Here is a 25444-nt window from a genome sequence, read left to right as displayed (position 1 = left end):
TCCGCGACCGTTCCGATCGTTGGCAACCAGGCCGCCCGCAACGCCGGCGGCGCGTAGCCCGACCAGGCCGCGGCCGCCGCTCGCGCCGTGACCACCGCCCGGCGCGAGTCTCCGCGCACACTCGTCGCGGTGCCGCACGACCTGTCGGCAGTCACCGGGATCGTCCGCGCCGCCCGCGCCGGCCGAGGGATCGGCGCGAATCCTACGGATCGAGCCGAGTCTTGCCCGGGATGCCGGCGGGTCGTATTCTCCACCAAACAAGTAGGAATAATAGCCAGTTGGGGAGCAGACCCTCGCCGGCCTCCTCGACCCGTTCCACCTCACCGACCCGCTGGCCGGGCAGCGACGCCCGAACCGGTAGCCCGACACGGCACCCCCGATTGGAGTACTCGTGCGAAGACTGCTCCTGCTCGCCCTGGTCGGCCTCGGCGCCCAGCTCGTCGACGGCAGCCTCGGCATGGCGTACGGCGTCACCTCGACCACCCTGCTCCTGGCCATCGGCACGAACCCGGCCGCCGCGTCCGCCACCGTGCACCTCGCCGAGATCGGCACGACGCTCGTCTCGGGCGCCGCGCACTGGCGGTTCGGCAACGTCGACTGGAAGGTCGTCGCCAAGATCGGCATTCCGGGGGCCGTCGGCGCGTTCGCCGGAGCCACGTTCCTGTCGAGCCTGTCGACGGAGACGGCCGCGCCCCTGATGTCGATCATCCTGCTCGCGCTCGGCCTCTACATCCTGGTCCGCTTCACCGCGGTCGGCCTGCCCAAGGACCGCCTCGGCAAGCCCCTGCGCAAGCGGTTCCTCGCCCCGCTCGGCGTGGTCGCCGGGTTCGTCGACTCCACCGGCGGCGGCGGGTGGGGGCCGGTCGGCACCCCGGCCATCCTCGCGAGCGGCCGGCTCGAACCGCGCAAGACCATCGGCTCGATCGACACCAGCGAGTTCCTCGTGGCCGTCGCCGCCAGCATCGGCTTCATCCTCGGCATCGGCTCGGAAGGCGTGAACTACGCCTGGGTCGCGGCGCTGCTCATCGGCGGCATCATCGCCGCACCGATCGCGGCCTGGCTCGTCCGGCACATCCCGCCCCGCGTCCTCGGTGCGGCCGTGGGCGGCATCATCATCCTCACCAACACCCGGACCCTGCTGCGCAGCGACTGGATCGACGCCCCCGACGGCGTCCGCTACACCTTCTACGCCGCCATCTACGTCGCCTGGGCGGCCGCCCTCGCGTGGTCGTTCCACCAGTACCGCAAGCACCGGGACGAGGAACGCCGCGTCATCGCCGAGGCCGAGGCCGCCGCGGCCGCCGCCGACAAGGCCGCCGCACCCGCCACCTGACCGCCTCCCGAGGCCGGCCGGCACGGCCCGTTCGACCGCTGTCGCCCTCCCGGAACGCTCCGGGAGGGCGACACCGTCTCGCGGGGTGGTCGGGACGCCCGATCGGATCGGACCACAGCGGTCGGGCGGGGCCTACGATCCTTCGACCAGGCTTGACGTCGAAGGGAGGCCTCGTGATCTCGGCACTCAACCGGCTCGTCGACCTCGTCGAGGAGCACCTCACCGAGGAGCTCGACGTCGACGGCCTGGCCAGAAGGCTCGGCACGACCGAGTACCACCTGCGCCGGATGTTCTCGTCGCTGGCCGGCATGCCGCTGTCGGAGTACGTACGCCGACGCCGCATGACCGTCGCCGCCGCCGACGTCATCCGGGGCGAGGACGACCTGTTGACCGTCGCCGTCCGGCACGGATACGGCTCGACCGAGGCGTTCGGACGCGCGTTCCGGGCGGTCCACGGGGTCAGCCCCGGGGACGTACGCCGTGACGGGGGCCCCCTTCGTACCCAACCGCACCTCAGGTTCCACCTGACCGTCGAAGGGAGCATCCCCATGGACACCCGCATCGTCGACCGCCCCGCGTTCCGGCTCGTCGGACACGCCGCCCGGGTCCCCCTGATCTACCGGGGGGTCAACCCGCACATCCAGCGGCACATCGCCGCGCTGCCGCCGGAGGAGCACGCCCGGTTGAAGGCTCTCAGCGACGCCGAGCCCCGAGGTCTGCTGCAGGTCAGTGACGACCTCGGTCCCGACGCCGCCGAGGGCAGCGAGCTGACCTACCTGCACGGGGTCGCGACCTCCCGCGACACGCCCGTCCCGGACGACCTCGACGCCATCGAGGTGCCGGCCGGTATGTGGGCGGTCTTCCGCACCTCCGGGCCTCACCCGCAGGTCCTGCAGGACACCTGGGCCGCGACCGCTACCGAGTGGTTCCCCTCGAACCCGTGGCGGCTGCGGCCGGGACCGTCCATCGTCTCGGTCCTCGACCGGGCGGACGACTTCAGCACCGCGACCTGCGAGCTGTGGCTGCCCGTCGAACCGGCGTGACGGAACGGGCCTGACCAGCCCGGTTGGGCCCGCCACATCGCGCACCACGCCGAGGGGGCGGGCGCGGGCCAGTGGCTCGCGCCCGCCGCTCGGCAGCGACGTTCAGCCGGCCGGCGGCGAGGGCTTCACCACCTGGAACATGACGTGGTCCTGCCACCGGCCGGCGATGTGGAGGTACTCCGGCGCCATGCCGAACCGTACGAACCCGTTGCGTTCCAGCACCCGCTGCGACCTGACGTTGTGCAACAGGGTCTCCGCCTGCACCCGGTGCAACCCCAACTCGTCGAAGGCCACCCGCACGATCTCGCGCACCGCCCTCGTCGCGAACCCTCGACCGTTGTGGCTGGCGCTGACCCAGTAGCCCATGGAGCACGACTGGAACGGGCCGCGCACGATGCCGTTCAGGGTGATGCGGCCGATCACGTGACCGTCGTCGAGGATGACGTGGGGCAGCTTCGATCCCTGCTCGTACTGCTGGAGGTCGGCGGCGATGACGGCCTGCTGGCCGTCCGCCGTGAAGTAGTCCTCGCCCCGGACCGGCTCCCACGGCGCGAGGAAGTCACGGTTGGCGCGGAGCACCTGGGCCAGGACCGGCGCATCCTCCGGGTTGATGAGTCGAGTGATCTTCACCGGCCCATCGTCCCAGGCGAGCAGGTGCCATCCCCAACAGCCCGACTCGGGTCGGATTCAGGCGTTGAAGCGGAACTAGGAGGGGTCTTCCCATGACCTGCGAGGACGTGCCTGCCGCGCTGGCCAGGACCGTCCGGAGCTTCGCATCGCTGGTCGCTCCTTGACGTCATTTCACGCTGTCTTGTGCCCCCTGTGTGCCCCAGCCCCCCTCGGCCGCGCAACTACCACCGGCTTCGCGACAATGGCCGCGTGCTCACCTACGTCCGTTGGTATTGGCCCGATGACGACCTTTGGAACTACGACGAGCTGGATGCTGACCGGTGGGCGCTGCGCCACGTTGAGCAACGCGGATCGGACGGGATCTTCTTGGCGGCGGCGTCGCTTTCAGAGGTGCTCATCGCTCGTGACTCAGGGACCGTGAGCGCGGTAGCCGAGTACGAACGGCGGTACGGGGTTGTGCCGGGGGCCCCGTTTCCTCCACCCGGCTCCGCGTTGGAACCTGCCTTGGAAATCCTGTCCTCCGAAGAGTTCGAGCGTCTGTGGCGGGATGCTCGTCGGCAACTGGAACGGCCGGCCGGTACTTGACTCGTTCGTCCCGAAAGAATGATCAGTGGCCGATGAGCTGGGCGAGCAACCGTGGCGAGCTGCCGGAACAGTCCACCATCGTCCGTGGGCGTCCGGCATCGGTCGCCCCGGTCGTCACCCAGTTGGTCACTCAGGCGACGGGTTCCTGCGTCGTCACAGGTCTTCATCGTCTTCGTCTGGTGGCAGGTCGGTCTGCCACCAGATCCGCATCAGGTACTGCTCGATGCCGGAGTGCTGTCGTTGTAGGTCGGCGATGCGTTCATCGTCGCCGTCAGTGCCCATCACCTTCAGAATCTCGTAGCGCGCCCTCTCGGCCTGCTCACGCCCGCGATGAAACAGCACGACCGCATACCGCCCAGGCCCTTTGGGCGGGTCAATGCCAGTAATGACCGTGCCGAAGATGTCGCCAACCTGCAAATTCCCCGTGGGACAGTCCAGGTCGAACGTCAGGGGACCCGCCCACCCGTGCGCGCACAGGTCATCATCGGGGGCCTCGTCCCAGATCTCCACGTCGGCTCGTACCCTTATGAGGTCCTGGCTCACGACGATGTAGATATCGTATCCGGTGCTGGCTGCCACATTCTTGTTGGCCTCGCTGATCGCGGCCGATGAATTCACGGCGGCGTCGCAGTAGACGTCGCGTAGAACGACCATCCGGTACTCCGGACTTAACGTCAGGCCGTGGCGGCTGTGCCGGGTCGGCATGGTTGCCCTCCTACGAACGGTCGACAGCGCAATACCCTTACCCCGAGCACAACAGCACCTTCCGGAATATCTTGCCATCCCGTCTGCCGCCGACTCGCCCTCCTGGGGAGCGGGCCACCGCCCGGCCCGCCACGTCAATCGGACCTTGACGCACGTTCGGACGCTGGCGGGTCGGGCGGTGGTCTGCTCGGCTCGCCTGGGTCGTCGGCTGGCGGGATGGCCCTGCGCAACCACCCACGGCCGCAACGCGCGGACGGAGCCCCGGCCATCCTGGAGTCGTTGCGCCCCCGCCGGAGGCGCACTGACCGCGACCGGTTCGCCGCCTCGACCCGCCGCGTGGACCCGGCGTGCCCTCCCCTGCGCCGCGTCGCTCGGACGCGGCGCGGCCGGCTGCCGGCCCGCGAACCTCAACCACTCCCAGACCGGTCCGTCTGCGGCGGCCCCGGGCTTCCCGCCCTCCGCGCCAGCCGCCGGGCATCTGGCGTGACGGCCGCAGAGCGACAGCGGCAGCGGCCGGCGCGCGCCCAGGCGGCGGCGCGTGCGGCCCGTTGCGGGCCGCCTTGAAGACGTACAGAAACTTTGAACCACTTCGCCGGCAGCCGGCTGTCCTGCGCCGGTTGATGGTTGACACTGCGGCCTCGGTTGATGTTTGACACCTGGTCGGCCTGGTGCTCGTTGCGCCTGTAACTCAGGCGGGAGGAGCACCGGGTGGGACTCGCGGAGTTGAGCGTCATGGAGCAGCGGTTTCACGCCGTCATGGAATGCCTCGGTGGGACTCCGAAGACCGAGGTCGCCGCCCGGTATGGGGTGTCGCGGCAGACGATCCACAACTGGCTGGCCCGGTATGCCGCCGAGGGCGTCAAGGGCTTGGAGGACCGCTCGCATCGTCCGCATGTCTGCCCGCACCGGGTTGACGCGTCGACGGAGGCGTTGGTGTGTGAGCTGCGCCGGGACCATCCGCGGTGGGGTCCGCGCCGGCTGCGGTTCGAGGCAGGCCGTCGCGGGGTGACTCCTGCCCCGGCTCGGGCGACGGTGTATCGGATCCTGCGGCGCAACAACCTCGTCCCGGCGACGCCTCGGAAGCGCCGGCGGGAGGACTACCGGCGGTGGGAACGCCCGGAGCCGATGGAGCTGTGGCAGATGGACATCGTCGGCGGTGTCCTCCTCACTGACGGCACCGAAGCGAAGGTCGTTACCGGCTTGGACGATCACTCCCGCTACTGCGTCATCGCCACGGTGGTGCGCCGGGCCACCGGCCGGGCCGTCTGCGCCGCGTTCGCCGCCGCCCTGACCCGGTTCGGGGTGCCGGGTGAGGTTCTGACGGACAACGGCAAGCAGTTCACCGGCCGGTTCACCAAGCCCCGCCCAGGTGAGGTGTTGTTCGAGCGGATCTGCCGGGAGAACGGCATCGTGGCCCGCAACACCAAACCCCGCACCCCGACCACCACCGGAAAGGTGGAACGGTTCCACCAGAGCCTGCAGGGTGAATGCCTGGACGGCCGGGTGTTCGCCACCGTCGAGCAGGCCCAGGCCGCGGTGGATGCCTTCGTCGCCGAATACAACCACGACCGGCCCCACCAGGGCATCGACGACGCCTTCCCCGCCGACCGCTTCCGCACCGCCCCCGGACGCGACCGGTCCGCAGCGGAGGCCCTGCCGCTGCGCCTGCCGTCCGGGCTGCTGCCCACCGCACCACCGGCCCCGAGGAAGCCACCCGCCGTCGAGATCGACACGTCGCTGACCGTGTCCACCGGCCGACCGCAGCCGGTGCAGCTCCTCCGGGTGGTGCCACCGTCGGGCAATCTGACCGTCGCCCAGCAGCAGTTGTGGCTCGGCCCCGCCCTCGCCGGCACCCCAGTCACGATCTGGGTCGACACCGACCGGCTGCACGTCCTGACCGCCGACGGCGCCCGCATCAAGTCCAGCCCATCAAGGCTGTCCCAACGCGACCTGGCCCGCCTACTGACCGACGGCGCCGCACCCGCCGGACCGCCCCCACTACCCCAACCTGAGCCGCAGACCACCGCCGTCGAAGTCGACCGCATCGTCAACGCCTGCGGCGGCATCAGCATCGCCGGCCGCCAAATCAGCGTCGGCATGCCCCTTGCCGGCCAGCGCATCCGGATCCGCCTCGACGGCATCCTCCTGCACGTCATCGACGACGCCGGGCAGCTGCGCCGCACCCTGCGCTGCCCGCTCCCGCCCACCGCGCTTGGCCGTATCCGCGACGCCCGCTCGGCCTCCCCAGTCCCACCACCGGCCACCGCCCCGACCGTCGAGCGGGTTGTGTCGATCAACGGCAGCTTCCAGGTCGCCGGACAGAAGATCCAAGTCGGGAAGGTCCACGCCCGCAAACTCGTCACCGTCGCCCTCGACGAGCACACCGTCACCGTCTTCGACGCCGGCACCCCGATCGCGGCCGTTCCCCGCCGCAGCACCACCGATCTGAACCGCACCAGAGCCAAACACCAGATCACCATCCCGGGTCGGGCTCGGCAGCCTCGCCTTCGGGCGTGATCTGGCATCTTGTCATCGGCTAGGGGGCTGACCTCAGCCCGAGCGCACTGTGTTCGATGACGCCCGCAGGGAGGTCGGTGCGTCCAGACTCCTGCGATGTCAGCGCGACCAGCTCGGCGCGCAGTGCCAGGGCAGGCTCACCGAGCACGATCGCGCTGAGCACAAGCTCGACCATCACTCGGTCGTATCGTTCGGAGCTGCGACGGTAACGCGACGGGTCGGACTCCACCGTCGCCGCTGAAATCCGCCAACCACCGCCACCAACGGGCGCAAACGACGCTTCGAAGACCCCGTTGCCGGTCCAGCTGCGATGCAGGAACGCGACCTGGTCCTCAACGAACACGTTCCACTTCTCGTCCATGTCGCGAGCCTCGTAACCGAGCTTGATCCGTTCCCACTGCTCGTCGGACCACATGCGGGTCGGCAGCTCGGCCATCGGCATCGGTGCCACGATCGGAAACACCTGCCGCAACGACGACCGGGTGACCGGCGACGGTTCGATCATCAGCAGATCCTACGGGCGCGACGGCTGACCGGACCATGACCACTCAGAAGCCCGACACCCTTACCATCGACCGAAGCACCAGACCTATTCGATCACGACCTGGCGTCAAGCATCCTGCGACGCCGTTCCGTCAACCATCACGCGAGACCAGGCATCGCCGGCAGCCGGCCTGTCCCGTCACGGGACATGCTTGACAGTCGCGTCCCACCAGATGCTTGACATGATCCGCGCCGGTAGCTGTACGGGGCGGCTCGCTGCCGGCCCTGGGCTCTCCGCCGGAAAGCGACTCGGCAACCGACGCCGAGACTCGTAACGTGAGGCGGTGTGAGCAACAGTGACGAGCGTGACTTGGTCCGACGAGGTTACGACGCCCTCTCCTACCACTACCGTGCGGACGACGCCGACGATGGCCAATACGCACCCTGGCTGGCCGACCTGCATCGGCGTCTACCGCCCGCAGCATCGGTCCTCGACCTCGGTTGCGGCTGCGGCGTGCCGGCCGCTCGCTTCCTGACGAACGCGGGGCACCACGTCACCGGAGTCGACATCAGCGACGTGCAGATCGAGCGAGCCCGCCGCTTGGTGCCGACCGCCACTTTCCTCCGCGCTGACGCCACTCAGCTCGAACTGCCCCCGATGTCGTTCGACGCCGTGGTCTGCCTCTACGCGCTCATCCACATGCCGTTAGTCGACCAACCACGTCTCATCGACCAAGTCGCCACCTGGCTACGCCCTGGAGGCTGGCTGCTTGCTACCACCGGCCACAACGCTTGGACCGGCACCGAGGACAACTGGCTCGACGGCCCCGCCGCCATGTGGTGGAGCCACGCCGACGCCCCCACCTACCGGACCTGGCTGCAACAGGCGGAACTCAAAATCACCTCCGAGGGCTTCGTCCCAGAGGGCAGCAGCGGACACACCCTCTTCTGGGCGCAGCGACCACTCATCTAGACCAATCGTCAAGCATGTGGTGGGACGGATCTGTCAACGTGGTGGGACTAGGCAGGGCGAGTCGGTCATCGTGGTCGCCGAACGGCTGGGGCACGAGAACGCGAACCTGGTCCTGTCGACGTATGGGCATCTGATGCCGGACTCGGAGGAACGCACCCGCCGGGCTGTCGATGAGGCGTGGGGTTGTGCCCCCGGTGTGCCCCAGAGCGAGGGTGCACCCTCCTGACCTGCGGGAACGAGCGCGGTTCAGACGTTGAAGCGGAACTCCACGACGTCGCCGTCCTGCATGACGTACTCCTTGCCCTCGATGCGGACCTTGCCGGCCGCCTTGGCGGCGGCCATGCTGCCGGCCGCGACCAGGTCGTCGTAGGAGACGACCTCGGCCTTGATGAAGCCGCGCTGGAAGTCGGAGTGGATGACGCCCGCTGCCTCCGGCGCGGTCGCGCCGATCGGGATGGTCCAGGCCCGGGCCTCCTTGGGGCCGGCCGTGAGGTACGTCTGGAGCCCGAGTGTGCGGAACCCGACGCGGACCAGCTGATCCAGCCCCGGCTCGCTCTGCCCGATCGACTCCAGCAGCTCGCGGGCCTCGTCCTCGGGCAGGTCCACGAGTTCCGACTCGATCTTCGCGTCCATGAAGATCGCCTCGGCCGGCGCCACGAGGGCGCGCATCTCGTCGAGGAACTCGGCGTTGCCCAGCTCGGCCTCGTCCACGTTGAAGACGTAGAGGAACGGCTTGGTGGTGAGCAGGTGCAGCTCGCGCAGGTGCTCCACCTCGATGCCCGCGTCCTTGCCGCCGGCGTAGAGGGTCACCCCGCTGTCCAGCAGGTCGACGGCCTGCTTCGCGGCGGCCAGGGCGGCGGCCCGGTCCTTGCGGAGCTTAGCCTCCTTCTCCAGCCGCGGCACCGCCTTCTCCAGGGTCTGGAGATCGGCCAGGATCAGCTCCGTGTTGATCGTCTCGATGTCGTCGGCCGGTGAGACCTTGCCGTCGACGTGCACCACGTTCGGGTCGGAGAAGGCCCGGACGACCTGGCAGATCGCCGTCGCGTCCCGGATGTTCGCCAGGAACGCGTTGCCCCGGCCCTGGCCCTTCGAGGCGCCGCGCACCAGGCCGGCGATGTCGACGAACGACACGGGCGCGGGCAGCACCTTCTGGGAGCTGAAGATCTCGGCGAGCTTGTGCAGCCGCTCGTCGGGCAGCCCGACGACACCGACGTTGGGCTCGATGGTGGCGAACGGGTAGTTCGCCGCGAGCACGTCGTTCTTGGTGAGCGCGTTGAACAGGGTGCTCTTGCCGACGTTGGGCAGGCCGACGATGCCGATGGTGAGACTCACGACGAGCCAGCTTACGCCGATGCGACCCGCCACCGGGAACGCGGTGCGGTGTCGCGGCGTCGGCCCGGCCGGGAGCGCCCGGCGGCGCCGCGGAGGCTCAGCCCGCGAGCCGGCGGGGCGTGATGACCGTCTCCCGGACCGTGCCGTCGGCGGTGCGACTGACCTCGTACGCCGAGACACCCTCCCGGTCGGCGACCGCCTCGACGAGCTTCTCGCCCCGGTAGACCAGGCCGACCCCGTCGTCGGTGCAGTGCGTGACCGGCAGCGTGCCGTCGCCGACCATCCGGTGGATGAGCGGCCGGCGCTGCTCCTCGCTGTCGTAGTGCACACCGTTGCCGTAGGGCAGCCAGCCCAGCCCGTCGGTGAACGGACGCAGCCTCGGGCCGAAGCTGTCGGTGGCCCCGCCGATGTGCCAGCAGATCGAGCCGGCGGAGACGCCGCCGAGCACCACTCCGGCCTGCCAGCACTCGTGCAGGATCTCCTCGAGGCCGTGCACCCGCCAGACCGCCACCAGGTTGGCCACGCTGCCGCCGCCGACCCAGATCACGTCCTGGGCGAGCAGGTGGGCGCGGATGTCGTCGACGTTCGGCATCGGGAACAGGGCCAGGTGCGACAGGCGGAAGCGGGTACCGGCGAACGCCCCGTACAGGGCCGTGAGGTTGGTGGGCTGGTCGCCGACCGCCTGCCCCAGGTAGCAGATGCGCGGCTCCGGCCCGGCCTGCGCCAGCTCCGCGCCCAGGTCGAAGATCGGCCCGGGACGCAGATCGTACGGCCCGCGCCCTCGGCTGAAGAAACCCATGCTGGTGGCGAGGATGGTCGGTTCGCTGGCGGGCACGCCTCGTCCTTCCGTCGGGTGATCGGCCGCCGTCCATCCTGCCGCAGCCGGATCAGCCGCGCCGCTGCCGGGGCACGAGTGCCGTGAGGGGCGGCCGGTCGACGGCGGCGGGCTCGCCGGCGAGATCGGGCGCCGGCTCGTGCGGCGGCAGCTCGGCGGGCGGCAGCGCGTCCGGGGACAGCTCGCGTGCGGCGGCGGCCGGGAGGAGGAAGCGGGCCGGCGCCGCGGGGCCGGCGGCGCGTGACTCGCGGAGCATCCAGCGCACCTCGTCGGCCGTCCAGCCCAGCCCGGTGCGGGCGGCGATCTCCCGGACGAGGCGGAGGCCGGCGCGGGTGTCGTCGTCGTAGAACCGCATGCACCAGTGGTGCGCCCACATGCCGAGGGCCCGCAACCCGTCGTGGTCGAGCGAGCGGACCAGCCGTCCACAGGCGGTGTCGGCGAAGGGACTGGCGGGATCGCCGGCGCGGTCGCGCTCGATGGCACCGACGGCCGCCGGGGCCACGGCCCGCATCCGCCGGTAGAAGCCCTGGAGGACGGCCCGCTCCAGCGGAGGGTGCCCGCTCCGCGTCGCTCCCCGACCCGCCACGCTCGCCATCACCGCACCCTTTCTTGAGTTGGTTGGCGGGACCGTACCGCCCACGACCGACACTTTCGGCCGCGCGGGGCCGAACCGCTCAGACGGGCACGGACCCCTCCGGCGACGCGACCGATCCGTCACGCCGGCGGCGGTGGCTCCAGTCGATCAGCGGCTGGAGGAGCGACATCAGCTCCTGTCCGTCGGACGACGGGGCGTACCGGATCTGCACCGGCGAGGACGGGATCACCGTCCGCTCGATCAGGCCGTCGGACTCCAGTTCCTTGAGGCGCTGGGCGAGCAGGCGGTCGGAGATCCCGGACACGGCGGCCCGGTACTCGCCGAACCGGCGTGCCCCGCGCACACCGGCCAGGAGGATCGCCCCGGTCCACCGCCGGCCGACCAGCTCCAGCGAGTCCTGGAAGACGCGGCAGCCGGTGTCGTCGATGCCCTGGAAGCGCCGCAGCGCGGCCATCTGCGTACTCGTCACTTACCAAATGTTAGTTACTAACCTCGGGTTTGCCCACCCGGTCGCCGGTCCCCACGCTGGAGCCATGACCGACTACCAACACCCGATCGAATTCGGCCTGAGCCTCGATCCGACGGCGGACCGGATCGGTGAAACCCGACATCTGGCCCGGGCCGCCGACGACAGCGGACTGGAGTACCTCGCCGTCCAGGACCACGTCTACCAACCGGGTCACCTCGACGCCCTGACGATGATCACCCACCTCGCGACGCAGACCGAGCGGATCTCCTTCCTCACCGACGTCGCCGACCTGCAACTGCGTCCGCCGGCCATGCTCGCCAAGGCCGGCGCGTCGCTGAGCGTGCTCACCGGCGGTCGCGTCGCCCTCGGGGTCGGCGGCGGCCCGAGCGCCGACGCCGTCGCGGCCGTGGGCGGCCCGCGGCGCGGCGGCGCCGAGACGATCACCTACACCGCCGAAGGGCTGCAGATCATGCGCCGGGCGCTGGCCGGCGAGACGGTCCGGCACCTCGGCGAGCAGCACACCGTCGAGGGGTACCAGGGTGGGCCCGTGCCGCCCAGGCCGGTGCCGCTCTGGCTGGGCGGGCAGCGGCCCCGCATGCTGCGGGTGGCCGGCCGGCACGCCGACGGCTGGATCTCGCCGCTGAACATCTACGTGCCCCCGGACGAGGTGCCGGCCCGGCAGCGGATCATCGACGACGCGGCCCGCGCGGCGGGACGCGCCCCGGCGGACATCCGCCGGATCTACAACGTCATCGGTGCCATCGGCCCGCAGGGCGGCGGCACCGGGCTCGTGGGCGACGTCCAGCTCTGGGTCGACACGCTGACCCACTGGGCCGTCGACCTCGGCTTCGACACGTTCATCTTCTGGCCGATCATGTCGCCCCGCGCCCAGCTGCGCGCGTTCGCCGACCGGGTGGTACCGGCCGTCCGCGAGCACGTGCGCGAGATCAGGGAGCAACGATGACCCACACCGTCCTACCGCCGTCGCTGGACGGCAAGCTCGTCACACCCGGCGACCGCCGGTACGCGATGCTGCGCTCGACGTACACCACCCGCCACTCCCCGGCCGGCGTGCTGCTGCCCGAGACTCCGCGGGAGGTGGCCGACGCCGTGCGCTACGCCCGGGAACGGGGCCTGCCGATCGCGGTCCGCAGCGGCGGGCACGGCCTCGCGGGCACCTCGTCCAACGACGGGGGCCTCGTCATCGACCTGTCCGCCCTGAACCGGGTCGACGTGCTCGACGAGCGGTCCCGGCGGGTCCGGGTCGAGGCGGGCGCGCGCTGGGCCCTGGTGGCCCGGACGCTGGCCCCGTACGGGCTCGCCATCAGCTCCGGCGACCACGGCAACGTGGGCGTCGGCGGCCTCGCCACCGGCGGCGGCGTGGGCTGGCTGGTCCGCAGCTACGGCCTCACCATCGACCACGTCCGCGCCGTCGAGGTGGTGCTGGCCGACGGCACGGTCGTCCGCGCCGACGCCGCGCACGAACCCGAGCTGTTCTGGGTCGTCCGCGGCGCCGGCGCCGGCGCCGGCATCGTGGTGGCGTTCGAGATCGAGGCGGAGGAGGTGCGCAACGTGGGGCTCGCGCAGATCGCCGTGGAGGCCACGGCCGACGGCGCCACGGTGCGGCAGTGGGCCGAGCACCTGGCCCGGGCCCCGCGCGAGCTCACCACGTCGGCCGTGCTGCTCCCGTACGGGCCGTCGGCCGTCATGCAGATCACCGCGGTGGTCGCCGCCGAGAGCGCGCGCCGGGCCCGCCCGATGATCGAGCCGCTGCTCGCCATCGGCCGGCTGCTGGACCACCGGACCGACCTCGTGCCCTACCCGGCGCTGGTGTCGACGGCGCACCTGCACGCGAACGTCGGGCAGCAGCCGAACGTCACGACGAACAGCCTGCTCACGATGGATGACGCCGCCGCGCGGGCGCTCATGCGGGCGGCGACCGGGCCGAGCCGGGCCCTCGTGCAGCTGCGGTCGGTGGGCGGGGCGGTCAACGACGTCGACCCGGCCGACACGGCGTACGCGCACCGGCACCAGGACACGCTGGCGATCGGCACGGTGTTCCCGCCGCAGGGCGGCACCGCGCTGGACGCCGCCTGGCGCAGGGTCGCGGCGCGGTCCGACGGCGCGTACGTCAACTTCGAGGGCCGACCGGACCGGGCGGCGTTCGACCGGATCTACCCGGGTGCGACCGGCGCGCGGGTGGCCGAGCTGTGGCGGCGGTACGACCCGGACGGCGTCTTCCGGCCGGCGCTGGCCCCGGCCGGTGGGCCCTCACCGCGGGCCGGGGCACCCTCACCGCGGGCCGGAACGCCCTCACGGCGGGCGGGGGCGCCCTCACGGCCACGTCCGATTCCCGCCAGCCGCGACTCCCGGAAGGGGGCATGATCGGTGACGTGGAACTGGACTTCGAGCGGTGTTACCGGGCCGTCAACAGCCGCGACCAGCGGTTCGACGGGTGGTTCTACACCGGCGTGACCTCGACGGGCATCTACTGCCGGCCGTCCTGCCCGGCGACCACCCCGAAGCGGCAGAACGTCCGCTTCTTCCCGTCCGCGGCGGCGGCGCAGGGCGCGGGCCTCCGCGCCTGCCGCCGCTGCCGGCCCGACGCGGCACCCGGCTCACCGCAGTGGGACGTACGTGCCGACGTGGTCGGCCGGGCCATGCGGCTGATCGCCGACGGGGTGGTCGACCGGGAGGGCGTCCCCGGGCTGGCGGCCCGGATCGGCTACACGGAACGGCACCTGCACCGGATGCTCCGCGCCGAGGTGGGCGCCGGGCCGCTGGCGCTGGCCCGGGCGCAGCGGGCGCAGACCGCGCGGATCCTGGTCGAGACGACCGGGCTCGGCATGGCGGAGATCGCGTTCGCGGCGGGGTTCGGCAGCGTCCGGCAGTTCAACGACACCGTCCGCGAGGTGTACGGCGTGCCGCCGACCGAACTGCGCCAGGCGCGGGGTCAGCGACGGGCGCCGGACGGGGCGGGCACGATCACGTTGCGCCTCGCGTACCGCCCGCCGCTGCACGCCACCGCGTTGCTGGACTTCCTCGCGCTGCGCGCGCTGCCGGGCGTGGAGGAGGTCCGGGACGGCACGTACCGGCGCGGGCTGCGGCTGCCGCACGGCGCCGGCGAGGTGGCGCTCACCCCGGTCGACGGGCACGTGTCGGCGACGCTGCGGCTGGCCGACATGCGCGACCTGTCGCCGGCCGTGGCACGCTGCCGCCGGCTGCTCGACCTGGACGCCGACCCGGTGGCCGTCGACGCCACGCTCGCCGCCGACCCGGCGTTCGCCGCCGCGGTGGCGGCCGAGCCGGGCGTACGCCTTCCCCGCTCGGTGGACGGCTTCGAGATGGCGGTGCGCGCCGTCGTCGGCCAGCAGGTCTCGGTGTCCGCGGCCCGCACGACCCTGACCCGCCTCCTGACGTACGCGGCGACCGAGCCCACCCCGACCACTCTCGTCGATCATGAGGTTGACGGGGCGATCGGAGATCGAACTCCCCGCCAACCTCATGATCGACAGGGCGGGGACGGGTACGCGCTGCGGGCGTTCCCCAGCGCCGAGGAGGTCGCCGGGCTGCCCGACTCCGCGTTCCGGATGCCGGCCCGCCGCCGGGAGACCATCCGTACGCTGGCCCGCGCCGTCGCCGACGGCGAACTCGACCTCGCACCCGGCGGTGACCGCGAGGAGACCGTGCGCCGGCTCGTCGCGCTGCCCGGCATCGGCGCCTGGACGGCGGGGTACGTGGCGATGCGCGCGCTCGGCGACCCGGACGTCCTGCTCCCCACCGACCTGGCGGTCCGGCGCGGCGCGGCCGCGCTCGGCCTGCCCGACGACCCGACCACCCTCGCCGCGTACGCGGACCGTTGGCGCCCCTGGCGCTCGTACGCGGTGATCCGACTCTGGAGAGCGCTATGACCACGATCGACGGTGCGGTGCTGGCCACCCCGGCCGGACCGCTGAGCATCCTGACCGGGCCGGACGGGGCCGTCCGCGCCGCCGGCTTCACGGCCGAGCCGGGGACCCTGCTCCCCCTCGTGCACCCGTCCCTGCGCGGCACGCTGCGGGAGCGGGCCGACCTCGGGCCGGTGACCGCGGCCGTCCGGTCCTACCTGGACGGCGACCTCACGGCCATCGACGCCGTGCCCGTACGGCAGCACACCGGCGGGGAGTTCATGGCGCACGCCTGGGAGGTGCTGCGCGAGGTGAAGCCCGGCGAGCCGGTCACCTACACCGGGTTCGCGGGGCTGGCCGGCCGGCCGCTGGCGGTACGCGCCGCCGCGGCGGCCTGCGCCCGCAACGCGGCCGCCCTGTTCGTGCCCTGCCACCGGGTGCTGCGCACCGACGGGACGATGGGCGGCTACCGCTGGGGCATCGACGTGAAGGTGTGGCTCCTCGATCACGAGCGGCGGCTGGCGGGGAGCTGAGGCCGCCGGTGGGTCGCGCGGCCGCGCGGCCCACCGGCACACGGCACCACGGCCGCGCGGCCCGCCGGCCGCGCGAGCCGCGTCGCCGTGCCCGGACAGCCGAGGCCGCCTACCAGCGGTCGACGTGCAGCACCTCGTCGAGCGGCTGCCGCCGCGCCGGCCGGAAGCCGTCGCCCGTGTACCAGGCGGTCGGGACGAGCGCCGCCTGGCGCACCTCCTCGGGGAGGCCGAGCAGCTCGGCCACCTCCGCCTCGTACGTCAGGTGCAGGGTCGTCCACGCGGTGCCGAGGCCGCGCGCGCGGGCGGCCAGCATGTAGCTCCACACCGCCGGCAGCAGCGAGCCCCACAGCCCGGCCTGGTTGCCGGCGGTCAGCTCGCCGCCGCCGTCCAGCCGCAGGCAGGGGACCATGAGCACGGGCACCTGTCCCATCCGGTCGCCGAGCCAGGCCACGCTGTCGGCCACCCGGCTCTGCACGGCCGCCCGGGCCGGGTCGTCGGGGAACAGGCGGCCCGCCGAGGACTCCGAGGCGAGGTACGCGCGCACCGCACGCTGGTAGAGCAGCCCGATCTCGGCCCGCAGCATCGGATCGGTGACGACCACGAAGTGCCAGCCCTGCCGGTTCGAGCCGCTGGGCGCCTGGAGCGCCACCTCCAGGCACTCGCGGACCAGCTCCAGGGGCACCGGCCGGGTCAGGTCCAGCCGACGGCGGACCGTACGCGTGGTGGTGAGCAGCTCGTCGGGGCTCAGCGGAAGCGTCGGCACGAATTCCATCGTGGCACGGCAGTTATCCCGTGGTCCGGCCGTTGGCCGCTGCCTACGATCGCAGAATGACTGATACGGCGAGGACGGCCCGCGCCGGCGTCCCCGAGCGTCCCACGCTGGACGGCATCGAGGAGACCTGGGCGCGCCGCTGGCAGGAGGAGGGAACGTACGCGTTCGACCGCTCGAAGCAGCGCTCGGACGTGTACGCGATCGACACCCCGCCGCCGACCGTATCGGGCGAGCTGCACATGGGGCACGTCTTCTCGTACACGCACACCGACATGGTCGCGCGGTTCCAGCGGATGCGCGGCCGGACCGTGTTCTACCCGATGGGCTGGGACGACAACGGCCTGCCGACCGAACGCCGGGTGCAGAACGTCTACGGCGTGCGCTGCGACCCCGACCTGCCGTACGACCCGGCCTGGCGGCCGCCCGCCTCCCCGGTCACCGACGAGGCGCGGAAGAACCCGACCCCGATCTCGCGGCGCAACTTCATCGAACTCTGCGAACGGCTCACCGTCGCCGACGAGCAGGTCTTCGAGGCGCTGTGGCGGCGGCTCGGGCTGTCCGTGGACTGGTCCCTCACGTACACCACGATCGGCCGGGTGGCCCGGGCCACCAGCCAGCGGGCGTTCCTGCGCAACCTGGCCCGCGGCGAGGCGTACCAGGCCGAGGCGCCGACGCTGTGGGACGTCGGCTTCGGCACGGCCGTCGCCCAGGCCGAGCTGGAGGACCGCGAGCGCCCCGGCGCCTACCACCGGTTGCGGTTCACCGGCCCCGGAGGCCGGGAGGTGCTGATCGACACGACCCGCCCCGAGCTGCTGCCCGCCTGCGTCGCGCTGGTCTGCCACCCCGACGACGAGCGGTACGCGGACCTGGTGGGCGCCACGGCGCGCAGCCCCCTCTTCGGGGTCGAGGTGCCGGTGCACGCGCACCCGCTCGCCGACCCCGCCAAGGGGACCGGCATGGTGATGGTCTGCACGTTCGGCGACCTCACCGACGTGACCTGGTGGCGGGAGCTGCGGCTGGACACCCGGGTGGTCATCGGCCGGGACGGACGGCTGCTGCCGGAGCCGCCGGCCGGCGTGCCGGCCGAGCCGTACGCGGCGCTGGCCGGGCAGACCGTCAACGGCGCCCGCCGCGAGATCGTCGGGATGCTCGCCGACGCCGGTGACCTGGTCGGGGAGCCACGCCCGATCACGCACCCCGTGAAGTTCTACGAACGCGGCGACCGCCCGCTCGAAATCGTCTCCACGCGCCAGTGGTACCTGCGCAACGGTGGACGCGACCCGCGGCTGCGGGAGGAGCTGCTGGCCCGGGGCCGCGAGCTGCACTGGGTGCCGGAGCACATGCGGCACCGCTACGAGCACTGGGTGGGCGGGCTCACCGGCGACTGGCTGGTCAGCCGGCAGCGGTACTTCGGGGTGCCGGTGCCGGTGTGGTACCGGCTCGACGACGCTGGCGAGCCGGACTGGTCCCACCCTCTCACGCCGGACGAGTCCACGCTCCCCGTCGACCCGTCCACCGACGCGCCGCCCGGCTACGACGAGTCCCAGCGCGGCCGGCCCGGCGGCTTCGTGGGCGACCCGGACGTGCTGGACACCTGGGCCACGTCGTCCCTGAGCCCGCAGATCGTGGGCGGCTGGGAGACCGACCCCGACCTGTTCGCCCGGGTCTTCCCCATGGACCTGCGCCCGCAGGGGCACGACATCATCCGCACCTGGCTGTTCTCGACGATCGTCCGCTCCCACCTGGAGCACGGCGTGCTCCCCTGGCGCGACGCGGAACTCTCCGGCTGGATCCTCGACCCGGACCGGAAGAAGATGTCCAAGTCCAAGGGGAACGTGGTCACCCCGATGGCGCTGCTGGAGCAGAACGGGTCCGACGCCGTGCGGTACTGGGCGGCGAACGGCAAGCCCGGCATGGACCTGGCGTACGACCCGGCGCAGATCAAGGTCGGGCGCCGGCTCGCCACGAAGCTGCTCAACGCGTCGAAGTTCGCGCTCGGGCTGGGCGCCGCCGACGCGTTGCGCGCCGTCGCCACCGAGCCGCTCGACCGGGCCATGCTCGCCGAACTCGCCACCGTGGTCACCGCCGCGACGAGCGCCTTCGAGACGTACGACCACACGGCGGCCCTGTTGGCGACCGAGGCGTTCTTCTGGCGCTTCTGCGACGACTACATCGAGCTGGTGAAGGAGCGCGCGTACGGCTCGGGGGCGGGCGCCGACTCGGCGCGGGCCGCGCTGGCCACCGCCCTCGCGGTGCAGCTGCGGCTCTTCGCCCCGGTGGTGCCGTTCGTCACCGAGGAGGTCTGGTCCTGGTGGCGGTACGGCTCGGTGCACCGCGCACCCTGGCCGACGACGTACGAGGTGGGCCGCGCGGTCGAGGGCGAAGGGGACCCGGAGCTGCTCCGGGTCGCCGGGGACGCGCTCAGCCAGGTGCGGCGGGCCAAGTCCGAGCGGAAGCTCTCGATGCGGGCGGAGGTGCCGCTGGCCGAGGCGCTCGGCCCGGCCGCGGTGCTGGAGAAGCTGACGCTGGTCGCCGACGACGTGCGCGCGGCGGGCCGGATCGGCAAGCTCGACCTGCTTCCCGACCGCACGACCGAGCTGGTGATCGCCGCCGCGTTCTGAGCGTCACGGCGGGGCCCCCTTCTCACGCGGAGCAGGGGGCCCCGTCGACGATCCGGGCGGCGGCCGGTCACCACCCGCGGAGGAAGCGCAGGCCGAGCAGGAACGCGACGACGGCGGGGCCGAGCAGCAGGGTGATCGCCTGGAGCCGGTACGGCATCCGGTGCCGGGTCAGCTCGACGGCGTTGCCGAGCACGGTCACGCCGGCCAGCATGAGGAACGCGCCCCACCACCCGGTGTCGCCGAAGTCCACGAGATTGGCCTGGATGAGCTGGAACGTCGCCCCGAGCAGCACGCCGGTCAGCGCGAGCAGCGCCACCACCCGGTGCAGCCCCCGGGCCAGCGGATGCGCCGGCCGCCACAGGTAGGTGCCGGCCACCGCGAGGCACGGCACCATGATCATGACGGGCCAGCCCCGTCCCATCACGCCGAACATGAGCAGCGCGCCCGTCGCGAAGACCAGCGCCCCGGCGCAGGCGATGACGTACCCGGCGAACGCCCGGCCGCCGCCCCGCGCCAGCAACGGCCCTCCGGCGGCCCCGATCAGGGCACCGGGGATCAGGACGAACCCCGCCCACCAGTGGTAGTGCCCGCCGCTGCGGGCGACCGTGGTGACCGCCGCCGCGGCCACCCCCGCCACCACCAGGCTCACCAGCCAGTGCCGAGCGCCGCTCGCGTACGGCCGCCCCGCCATCACCTGTCCCGCTTCCGCACTCACGGCTCCAGCCTCTCCAAACGCGTGCGCCCGGTCCATCCGGCCAGCCCTACCATCCTCGGACGGGTTGACAGGGCCCCCGCCGCGCCGGAGGCGTCGACGAGGGCCCTTCCCGACCGTCGGTGTCGCGGGATCAGCTCGTCTCGCCGGCCACGCTGAACGACCGCAGCCGGTCGACGGCCAGCACGGTGAAGCCGACGCTGACGAGAGCCGTCATGATCGCCGCCACCGGCACCGAGACGGTGGTCTCCAGCAGCCCGGTCGGGGCGATCCGGTCGGCGAGCGCGATCACGTACTGCTGGATGGAGAGCACCTTCGTGCCGCTCACGAAGTTGCCGAGCAGCCCCTCCCAGATCAGCACGTACACGAGGCCGAGCAGAACGGGCCGCCGGGTGAGCAGGCTGAGCGCGAGGAACAGCGCCGAGTACGCCAGCGCGCCGAGCGCCGCGGCGGCCGCGAGCGCCAGTCCGAGGCGTACGGAATGGGCCAGCACGCCCGCGACGTAGAGCGGCACGGCGACGGTGACCGCGGTGACGCCGGTCGCCACCGCGAGCTTCGGCAGCACGATCTGCCAGCGCGGCAGCGGCTTGGTGAGGATGTGCACGACGGTGCCGTCGTCAATCTCGGCGCCGAGCACCCCGGTGCCGACGATCAGCGCCACGACCGGCAGCACCACGGCCAGGCCGAGCCCGACGAGCACGGGCGGGCCCCACTCGCCCGGGTCCACCCCGAGCGCGCGGGACAGGACGGCGAGCAGCACGAGCACCGCCGGCAGCGGGAAGAGCAGCAGGAACCGGCGACGGCCGAAGAGTCCCCGCGCGGTGATCCAGGAAACGGTCGACATCTCAGCCTCAGGCCTCCACCAGGTAGGAGAAGACGCTCTCCAGGGACTCGTCCTCGGGCACCAGCTGCCGGACCCGGATGCCCTGCGCGAGGGCGATCCGCGGCAGGGCCCGGGTGAAGGCGCCGTAGTCGCCGGCCCGCACGGTCAGCCCGGCGCGGCCCAGCTCCACCCCCGTCACCGAGGCCTCGGCCATCAGCGCGACGGCCAGCGCGCGGTCGTCGGTCGAGCGGACCGCGAAGACGTGCGGGCGGTTGGTCATCAGCCGCCGGATGGTACGGAAGTCGCCGGAGGCCGCGAGCCGGCCGGCGACCATCACCTGGACGGTGCCGGAGACCTGCTCGACCTCCTCGAGGATGTGGGAGCTGAAGAGGATCGTCCGGCCCGCCGCGCCGAGGCGGTGCAGCAGGTCCATCATGTGCAGCCGCTGGCGCGGGTCCATGCCGTTGAACGGCTCGTCGAGCAGCAGCACCTGCGGGTCGTGCACCAGCGCCGCGGCCACCCGGGTCCGCTGCCGCATGCCCTTGGAGTACGTCCCGATCCGCCGGTCCTGCGCGCCCTCCATCTCGACCAGGGCGATCGCACGGCGCGCCGCCTCGCGCGGGTCCGGCAGCCGGTGCAGCTTCGCGCTGGCCAGCACGAACTCGTACGCGGTGAGGAACGTGTGGACGGCCTCCCGCTCGCTAACCAGCCCCAACCGGCGGTAGACGTCCGGGTTGCGCCAGGTGGGCGACCCGTCGAGGGTGACCGTGCCGCGGGACGGCGCGAGGAAGCCGGCCATCATGTGCAGCAGCGTCGTCTTGCCCGCGCCGTTGGGGCCGAGCAGCCCGGTCACGCCCGGGCCGAGGCTCATGCTCACGTTGTTGACGGCCACCACGTTGCCGTACCAGCGGGAGACGCCGGCCAGGTCGAGGGTGGAGGCGGGGGTGGCCGGGGCCGCCGGATCCGCGCTGATCGTGGTCATCGGGCCGCCACCTTCCGGTATCGCATCAACAGCAGGGCGACGCAGCCGGCCACCAGCAGCACGGCGGCGGCCACGTAGACCGGCCCGAAGCCGCCGATCTGGCCTTCGGTCTGCCCACCGGGTATCAGCAGGTCACCGAGGGTGTATCGACCGACGGCATGGACCAGGGCGGTGGGCGAGCCGAGCATCGCCAACTCGTTGACCGTGCGGGACGGCATGATCGACAGGATGCCGACGATCGGGGCGGTCATCAGGAACACGGCCACGATGCCGCCGGCCGCGAAGGCCCGCTTGCCGGCGAGCGAGGCGATGAGCAGCCCGACCGAGGCGAAGACCACCGCCCACAGCGCGGCGTAGACCAGGCCGGGCAGCAGGTCGAGCAGCTCGTTCCAGACACCGCTCATCCCGTCCGTGGTGGTGAACGCGGCGCCCAGGAACATCACGAGCTGCGGCGCCCCGAGCAGCAGCCAGAGCGCGCTGCCCAGCGCGGCCAGCTTGGCCAGGGCGTAGTCGCCGCGGGGCAGCGGGCGGGAGAAGTAGAGCGGCAGCACGCCGCTGTGCAGATCGCGGGAGACCAGCTCGGGGGCGACCACGGCCACGAAGAAGATGACGAGCCAGCTCATGTTGTCGGCGAACTGCGCGTACGTCATCACCACCTCGCCGATCTGGCTGCGTACGGCGGTGACACCGGCGGCCACCACGGTCACGATGCCGAGCACCAGCCAGGGGAAGATCTTGGCCTTGGCGCTGCGGCCCAGCCCGAACGCCGTACGGAGCCCGTGCAGGTAGAGCGCGCCGAAGACGTGCCGGCGCCCCAGCCGGGGGCCGGTGTAGCGCTGGTAGCCGATGTCGTGGATGACACCGGTCGGCTCAGACATGGCTGGGCTCCCTCGCGGCGAACAGCTCGGCGACCCGGTGCCGTCGCTGGTCCAGCCGGTGCAACGGCAGGTCCAGCTCGGCGACCGCGCCGAGGATCAGGTCGTAGGTGTGGTCGTCGGCGAGTTCGACGAGCAGCAGCCGCCCGTCGCGGCGTACCGGCAGCTGGAGCGCCGCGAGGCGGGCGGCGAGTTCGTCGGTGCCCTCGCTGACCTCGACGGCGAGCACGTCGGTGACCGACGTCATGGCCGAGATGCGGTCGGCCCGAAGCAGCCGCCCGCCGTCGATGGCGACGAGCGTGTCGCAGATCCGCTCCACCTCGCCGAGCAGGTGGGAGCAGACCAGCACGGAGATGCCGAACTCGGTGCCGATCCGGTGCACCAGCGCGAGCATCGCGTCCCGGCCGACCGGGTCGAGGCCGTTGGTGGGCTCGTCCAGCAGGAGCAGGTCGGGATCGTGGACCAGCGCCTGGGCGAGCTTCACCCGCTGCTTCATGCCGGTCGAGTAACCGCCCACCGGGCGGTACCGCTCCTCGTAGAGCCCGACGTGCCGGAGCGCCTCGGAGGCGCGCTCGCGGGCGACGGTGCGCGGCAGCCCGCTGATGCGCCCCAGGTGGGTGACCAGCTCGGCGGCGGTGAGGTCCGGCGGGAGGGCGTCGTGCTCGGGCATGTAGCCGACGCGGGCACGGACGGCGGCCGAGTCGGTGGTCGGGTCCAGACCCAGCACCCGTACGCGGCCGCTGGTCGGAGTGAGCAGGCCGAGCAGGATCTTGATGAGGGTCGACTTGCCGGCGCCGTTCGCGCCGACCAGCCCGACGATCCCCGGCTCGACCGCGACGGTGAGGTCGGCCAGGGCCGTGACCCCACCGCCGTACGTCTTCGTCAGCGACTCGGTCGCGATCAGTGTCACGCCGACCAGCGTAGGCAGCACGGACCCGTCGCGGGGCCCGCCGCGCCCCCGGTGCTCCCCTGATCCTGGCCGGACCCGCCCCCTAAGGAGCCGGCCGAGCCGCAGACGGCCGACCGCCGTGTGTGCCGCGGGTCCCGGCGGGCGGGCGCCCGGGTGGAGTGGCACTCTCGACCGATCGCCGGTCTGTTGAGAAACTGTGGGCCGGCCAGCGAGGTGGGGGTGTGATGAGCAACGGGTGGGTGCTGCCCGACGAGGTGCTCCGCGACGCGCCGGCATACACGCCGCGCCCGGAGGAACTGGCCGATCTGGAGCTGCTGCTGATCGGGGCGTACGCCCCCCTGACCGGCTTCATGACCCGGGCCGACCTGGTGTCGGTCAGCCGCCGTGCCCGGCTCGCCGACGGCACGCCGTGGCAGGTCGCGGTGACCCTCCAGGTGCCGACGGCCCTCGCCCGGGTGCTCGACCCGCGCGACCCGGCGCGCCGCGCGCTGGTGCTCACCGACGGCGAGGGCGCTCCCATGGCGGCGCTCGACGTGGCCGACGTGTGGCCGGTGCGCGACGGCGTCGCGGGGGTGGGCGGCACCGTGCGCCGGCTGGGCGACGGAGGCCACGGGCCGTTCCGGCGCCTGCGCCGCAGCCCCGAGGAGGTACGCGCGCTGCTGCCTCCGGGCCGGGTGCTCGGGGTCATCGCCGACCGTCCGCTGCACCGGCCGCAGCTCGCGCAGATCGCGCACGCGGCCCGCACCCTCGGCGCCCACCTGCTCGTCCTCATCCCGGTGGGCGAGGACGCCGGCGGCGGTCTTCCGCCCGAGTCGCTGGTGCGCGCCGTGTTCGCCGCCCGGGACCGGATGCCGCCGGCCACCCTCGTGGCGGTGCCCCTCTCCCGGCGCCCCGACGAGATCAGCGACGCGTTGCTGCGGGCCCGGGTCTCGGCCGCGTACGGCGTCACCCACCTGCTCTCCACCGGCGAGATGCTCTCCGGCGCCGGGCTGCGGGTGCTGGTGCCCCGCGAGCTCGCGTACGACAACCGGGACGGGCAGTGGCGCTGGCGGGAGGACATCCCGCCGCGCAACCGGCGCCTCGCGCTGACCCAGGAGGAGATCGACGACCTGCTGGACCGGGGCTTCCCGCTGCCCGAGTGGCACACCCCGCCGGCGGTCGCCCGGGAACTGGCCCGGGCCCGCCCGCCGCGCCGGCACCGCGGGCTCGTTGTCTTCCTGACCGGGCTCTCCGGCTCCGGGAAGTCGACCATCGCGCGGGGCGTGTCGGACGCGCTGCGCGAGGGCGGGGAGCGGACGGTCACGCTGCTCGACGGCGACGTGGTGCGGCGGGAACTCTCGGCCGGGCTCGGCTTCAGCAAGGCCGACCGTGACATGAACGTCCGGCGGATCGGCTGGGTGGCCGCCGAGATCGCGCGGCACCGGGGGGTGGCCATCTGCTGCCCGATCGCCCCGTACGCGGCGGCCCGGGCGACCGCCCGGGAGATGGCGCTGGCCGCCGGGGCCGGGTTCCTGCTCGTGCACGTGGCGACCCCGCTGGAGGTCTGCGAGCGGCGTGACCGCAAGGGCCTGTACGCCCGCGCGCGTGCCGGCCTGATCACGGGGATGACGGGCATCGACGACCCGTACGAGGAACCGACCGACGCCGACCTGGTGGTGGACACCAGCGACCTCACGGTGGACGAGGCGGTCGAGGCGGTGCTGCACCACCTCACCGAGACCGGCTGGGTCGAGCCGAAGCTCCCCTCCGTCTGAGCGGCGGCGCACCCACTCACGCCCCGGCCCGCTACGAAACGGGCCGGGCGGTGACCACCCCTTTCCTTCCCTGGA

Annotated in this window: 24 protein-coding genes; 11 read left to right on the top strand and 13 right to left on the bottom strand. The window is 72.6% G+C overall.

Translation table 11 applies throughout. The features are described 5' to 3' along the window. Positions 1-391 precede the first annotated feature (391 nt). Both OG994_RS29635 and OG994_RS29630 read left to right on the top strand, forming a co-directional pair. On the top strand, positions 392-1333 hold the full coding sequence (locus OG994_RS29635) for a sulfite exporter TauE/SafE family protein (RefSeq protein WP_120328973.1): 942 nt from the start codon (positions 392-394) through the stop codon (positions 1331-1333). Positions 1334-1506: 173 nt separating this feature from the next. Further along, a complete protein-coding gene (locus tag OG994_RS29630; RefSeq protein ID WP_328851643.1) occupies positions 1507-2376 on the top strand; it encodes an AraC family transcriptional regulator in 870 nt (289 codons plus the stop codon). A gap of 102 nt (positions 2377-2478) precedes the next feature. Here the strand turns inward: OG994_RS29630 and OG994_RS29625 are convergent, their stop codons facing one another. Continuing rightward, positions 2479-3006, bottom strand: coding sequence for a GNAT family N-acetyltransferase (locus OG994_RS29625; RefSeq protein ID WP_328851642.1), 528 nt, complete (start codon positions 3004-3006; stop codon positions 2479-2481). A 249-nt stretch (positions 3007-3255) separates the two neighbouring features. On the opposite strand from OG994_RS29625, the gene OG994_RS29620 reads away from it, so the two are divergent. Beyond that, positions 3256-3591 carry a hypothetical protein gene (locus OG994_RS29620; protein ID WP_328851641.1) on the top strand — a complete coding sequence of 112 codons (336 nt, stop codon included), beginning with the start codon at positions 3256-3258 and terminating at the stop codon, positions 3589-3591. A gap of 153 nt (positions 3592-3744) precedes the next feature. Here OG994_RS29620 and OG994_RS29615 read toward each other — a convergent pair whose 3' ends face one another. Beyond that, the gene (locus OG994_RS29615) at positions 3745-4296 is read right to left on the bottom strand and encodes a hypothetical protein (RefSeq protein WP_120328970.1); all 552 of its coding nucleotides are present in this window, start codon (positions 4294-4296) and stop codon (positions 3745-3747) included. Positions 4297-5004: 708 nt separating this feature from the next. On the opposite strand from OG994_RS29615, the gene OG994_RS29610 reads away from it, so the two are divergent. Continuing rightward, the gene (locus OG994_RS29610) at positions 5005-6813 is read left to right on the top strand and encodes an IS481 family transposase (protein WP_328851517.1); all 1809 of its coding nucleotides are present in this window, start codon (positions 5005-5007) and stop codon (positions 6811-6813) included. 19 nt (positions 6814-6832) lie between these two features. Here OG994_RS29610 and OG994_RS29605 read toward each other — a convergent pair whose 3' ends face one another. Further along, on the bottom strand, positions 6833-7318 hold the full coding sequence (locus OG994_RS29605) for a hypothetical protein (RefSeq protein WP_328851518.1): 486 nt from the start codon (positions 7316-7318) through the stop codon (positions 6833-6835). A 324-nt stretch (positions 7319-7642) separates the two neighbouring features. Here OG994_RS29605 and OG994_RS29600 point away from each other — a divergent pair, with 324 nt between their 5' ends. Continuing rightward, positions 7643-8269 (top strand): class I SAM-dependent methyltransferase, encoded by a 627-nt coding sequence (locus OG994_RS29600; protein WP_328851640.1) that lies wholly within the window; start codon positions 7643-7645, stop codon positions 8267-8269. 246 nt (positions 8270-8515) lie between these two features. Here OG994_RS29600 and ychF read toward each other — a convergent pair whose 3' ends face one another. The 4 genes from ychF to OG994_RS29580 all read right to left on the bottom strand — a co-directional run bounded on the left by ychF (position 8516) and on the right by OG994_RS29580 (position 11500). Continuing rightward, positions 8516-9601, bottom strand: coding sequence for a redox-regulated ATPase YchF (gene ychF / locus OG994_RS29595; protein WP_328851639.1), 1086 nt, complete (start codon positions 9599-9601; stop codon positions 8516-8518). Between the two features lie 97 nt (positions 9602-9698). Continuing rightward, positions 9699-10436, bottom strand: coding sequence for a Type 1 glutamine amidotransferase-like domain-containing protein (locus OG994_RS29590; RefSeq protein ID WP_328851638.1), 738 nt, complete (start codon positions 10434-10436; stop codon positions 9699-9701). A gap of 52 nt (positions 10437-10488) precedes the next feature. Then, entirely contained in the window at positions 10489-11031 is a 543-nt protein-coding gene (locus OG994_RS29585) for a hypothetical protein (RefSeq protein ID WP_328851637.1), read from the bottom strand. A 79-nt stretch (positions 11032-11110) separates the two neighbouring features. Beyond that, positions 11111-11500, bottom strand: a complete 390-nt coding sequence (locus tag OG994_RS29580; protein WP_204985188.1) for a winged helix-turn-helix transcriptional regulator — start codon at positions 11498-11500, stop codon at positions 11111-11113. 64 nt (positions 11501-11564) lie between these two features. Between OG994_RS29580 and OG994_RS29575 the strand changes: the two genes are divergently transcribed. Genes OG994_RS29575 through OG994_RS29560 form a run of 4 tightly spaced genes read left to right on the top strand, consistent with a single transcriptional unit; the run spans position 11565 to position 15920 of the window. Beyond that, positions 11565-12464, top strand: coding sequence for an LLM class flavin-dependent oxidoreductase (locus OG994_RS29575; protein WP_328851636.1), 900 nt, complete (start codon positions 11565-11567; stop codon positions 12462-12464). Then, the gene (locus OG994_RS29570; protein WP_328851635.1) at positions 12461-13885 is read left to right on the top strand and encodes an FAD-binding oxidoreductase; all 1425 of its coding nucleotides are present in this window, start codon (positions 12461-12463) and stop codon (positions 13883-13885) included. Before OG994_RS29575 ends, OG994_RS29570 begins: the two co-directional genes overlap by 4 nt. A gap of 8 nt (positions 13886-13893) precedes the next feature. Next, positions 13894-15411, top strand: coding sequence for a DNA-3-methyladenine glycosylase 2 family protein (locus tag OG994_RS29565; protein ID WP_328853827.1), 1518 nt, complete (start codon positions 13894-13896; stop codon positions 15409-15411). Beyond that, positions 15408-15920, top strand: coding sequence for a methylated-DNA--[protein]-cysteine S-methyltransferase (locus OG994_RS29560; RefSeq protein ID WP_328851634.1), 513 nt, complete (start codon positions 15408-15410; stop codon positions 15918-15920). Before OG994_RS29565 ends, OG994_RS29560 begins: the two co-directional genes overlap by 4 nt. Positions 15921-16029: 109 nt before the next feature. On the opposite strand, the gene OG994_RS29555 is transcribed toward OG994_RS29560, so the two are convergent. Then, on the bottom strand, positions 16030-16683 hold the full coding sequence (locus tag OG994_RS29555; protein ID WP_240032954.1) for a nitroreductase family protein: 654 nt from the start codon (positions 16681-16683) through the stop codon (positions 16030-16032). Positions 16684-16748: 65 nt separating this feature from the next. On the opposite strand from OG994_RS29555, the gene valS reads away from it, so the two are divergent. Beyond that, a complete protein-coding gene (gene valS, locus OG994_RS29550) occupies positions 16749-19313 on the top strand; it encodes a valine--tRNA ligase (protein WP_328851633.1) in 2565 nt (854 codons plus the stop codon). A gap of 67 nt (positions 19314-19380) precedes the next feature. Here valS and OG994_RS29545 read toward each other — a convergent pair whose 3' ends face one another. The 5 genes from OG994_RS29545 to OG994_RS29525 all read right to left on the bottom strand — a co-directional run bounded on the left by OG994_RS29545 (position 19381) and on the right by OG994_RS29525 (position 23615). Continuing rightward, positions 19381-20028, bottom strand: a complete 648-nt coding sequence (locus OG994_RS29545) for a hypothetical protein (RefSeq protein ID WP_328851632.1) — start codon at positions 20026-20028, stop codon at positions 19381-19383. Between the two features lie 130 nt (positions 20029-20158). Next, a complete protein-coding gene (locus tag OG994_RS29540; protein ID WP_328851631.1) occupies positions 20159-20869 on the bottom strand; it encodes an ABC transporter permease subunit in 711 nt (236 codons plus the stop codon). Between the two features lie 7 nt (positions 20870-20876). Beyond that, positions 20877-21830: an ABC transporter ATP-binding protein gene (locus tag OG994_RS29535; protein ID WP_328851630.1), complete on the bottom strand. Its 954-nt coding sequence runs from the start codon at positions 21828-21830 to the stop codon at positions 20877-20879. Beyond that, on the bottom strand, positions 21827-22708 hold the full coding sequence (locus tag OG994_RS29530) for an ABC transporter permease (protein ID WP_328851629.1): 882 nt from the start codon (positions 22706-22708) through the stop codon (positions 21827-21829). Before OG994_RS29530 ends, OG994_RS29535 begins: the two co-directional genes overlap by 4 nt. Then, positions 22701-23615: an ABC transporter ATP-binding protein gene (locus OG994_RS29525; RefSeq protein WP_120329120.1), complete on the bottom strand. Its 915-nt coding sequence runs from the start codon at positions 23613-23615 to the stop codon at positions 22701-22703. The genes OG994_RS29530 and OG994_RS29525 overlap by 8 nt, the downstream gene beginning before the upstream one ends. A gap of 224 nt (positions 23616-23839) precedes the next feature. Between OG994_RS29525 and cysC the strand changes: the two genes are divergently transcribed. After that, positions 23840-25369, top strand: a complete 1530-nt coding sequence (gene cysC / locus OG994_RS29520) for an adenylyl-sulfate kinase (RefSeq protein WP_328851628.1) — start codon at positions 23840-23842, stop codon at positions 25367-25369. Positions 25370-25444 lie beyond the last annotated feature (75 nt).

Source organism: Micromonospora globbae (assembly GCF_036184225.1).
GTDB classification, from domain to species: domain Bacteria; phylum Actinomycetota; class Actinomycetes; order Mycobacteriales; family Micromonosporaceae; genus Micromonospora; species Micromonospora globbae.
The sequence above is the reverse complement of the archived record's forward strand: the minus strand, read 5'-3'. Positions and strand labels throughout refer to the sequence as shown.

What these genes read in the sequence shown, in the direction of transcription:
- OG994_RS29540 (WP_328851631.1), bottom strand. Translation starts at nt 20,869, where the DNA reads ATGTCGACCGTTTCCTGGATCACCGCGCGGGGACTCTTCGGCCGTCGC.
- OG994_RS29615 (WP_120328970.1), bottom strand. Translation starts at nt 4,296, where the DNA reads ATGCCGACCCGGCACAGCCGCCACGGCCTGACGTTAAGTCCGGAGTAC.
- OG994_RS29575 (WP_328851636.1), top strand. Translation starts at nt 11,565, where the DNA reads ATGACCGACTACCAACACCCGATCGAATTCGGCCTGAGCCTCGATCCG.
- OG994_RS29530 (WP_328851629.1), bottom strand. Translation starts at nt 22,708, where the DNA reads ATGTCTGAGCCGACCGGTGTCATCCACGACATCGGCTACCAGCGCTAC.
- OG994_RS29560 (WP_328851634.1), top strand. Translation starts at nt 15,408, where the DNA reads ATGACCACGATCGACGGTGCGGTGCTGGCCACCCCGGCCGGACCGCTG.
- OG994_RS29585 (WP_328851637.1), bottom strand. Translation starts at nt 11,031, where the DNA reads ATGGCGAGCGTGGCGGGTCGGGGAGCGACGCGGAGCGGGCACCCTCCG.
- OG994_RS29570 (WP_328851635.1), top strand. Translation starts at nt 12,461, where the DNA reads ATGACCCACACCGTCCTACCGCCGTCGCTGGACGGCAAGCTCGTCACA.
- OG994_RS29535 (WP_328851630.1), bottom strand. Translation starts at nt 21,830, where the DNA reads ATGACCACGATCAGCGCGGATCCGGCGGCCCCGGCCACCCCCGCCTCC.
- OG994_RS29605 (WP_328851518.1), bottom strand. Translation starts at nt 7,318, where the DNA reads ATGATCGAACCGTCGCCGGTCACCCGGTCGTCGTTGCGGCAGGTGTTT.
- valS (WP_328851633.1), top strand. Translation starts at nt 16,749, where the DNA reads ATGACTGATACGGCGAGGACGGCCCGCGCCGGCGTCCCCGAGCGTCCC.
- cysC (WP_328851628.1), top strand. Translation starts at nt 23,840, where the DNA reads ATGAGCAACGGGTGGGTGCTGCCCGACGAGGTGCTCCGCGACGCGCCG.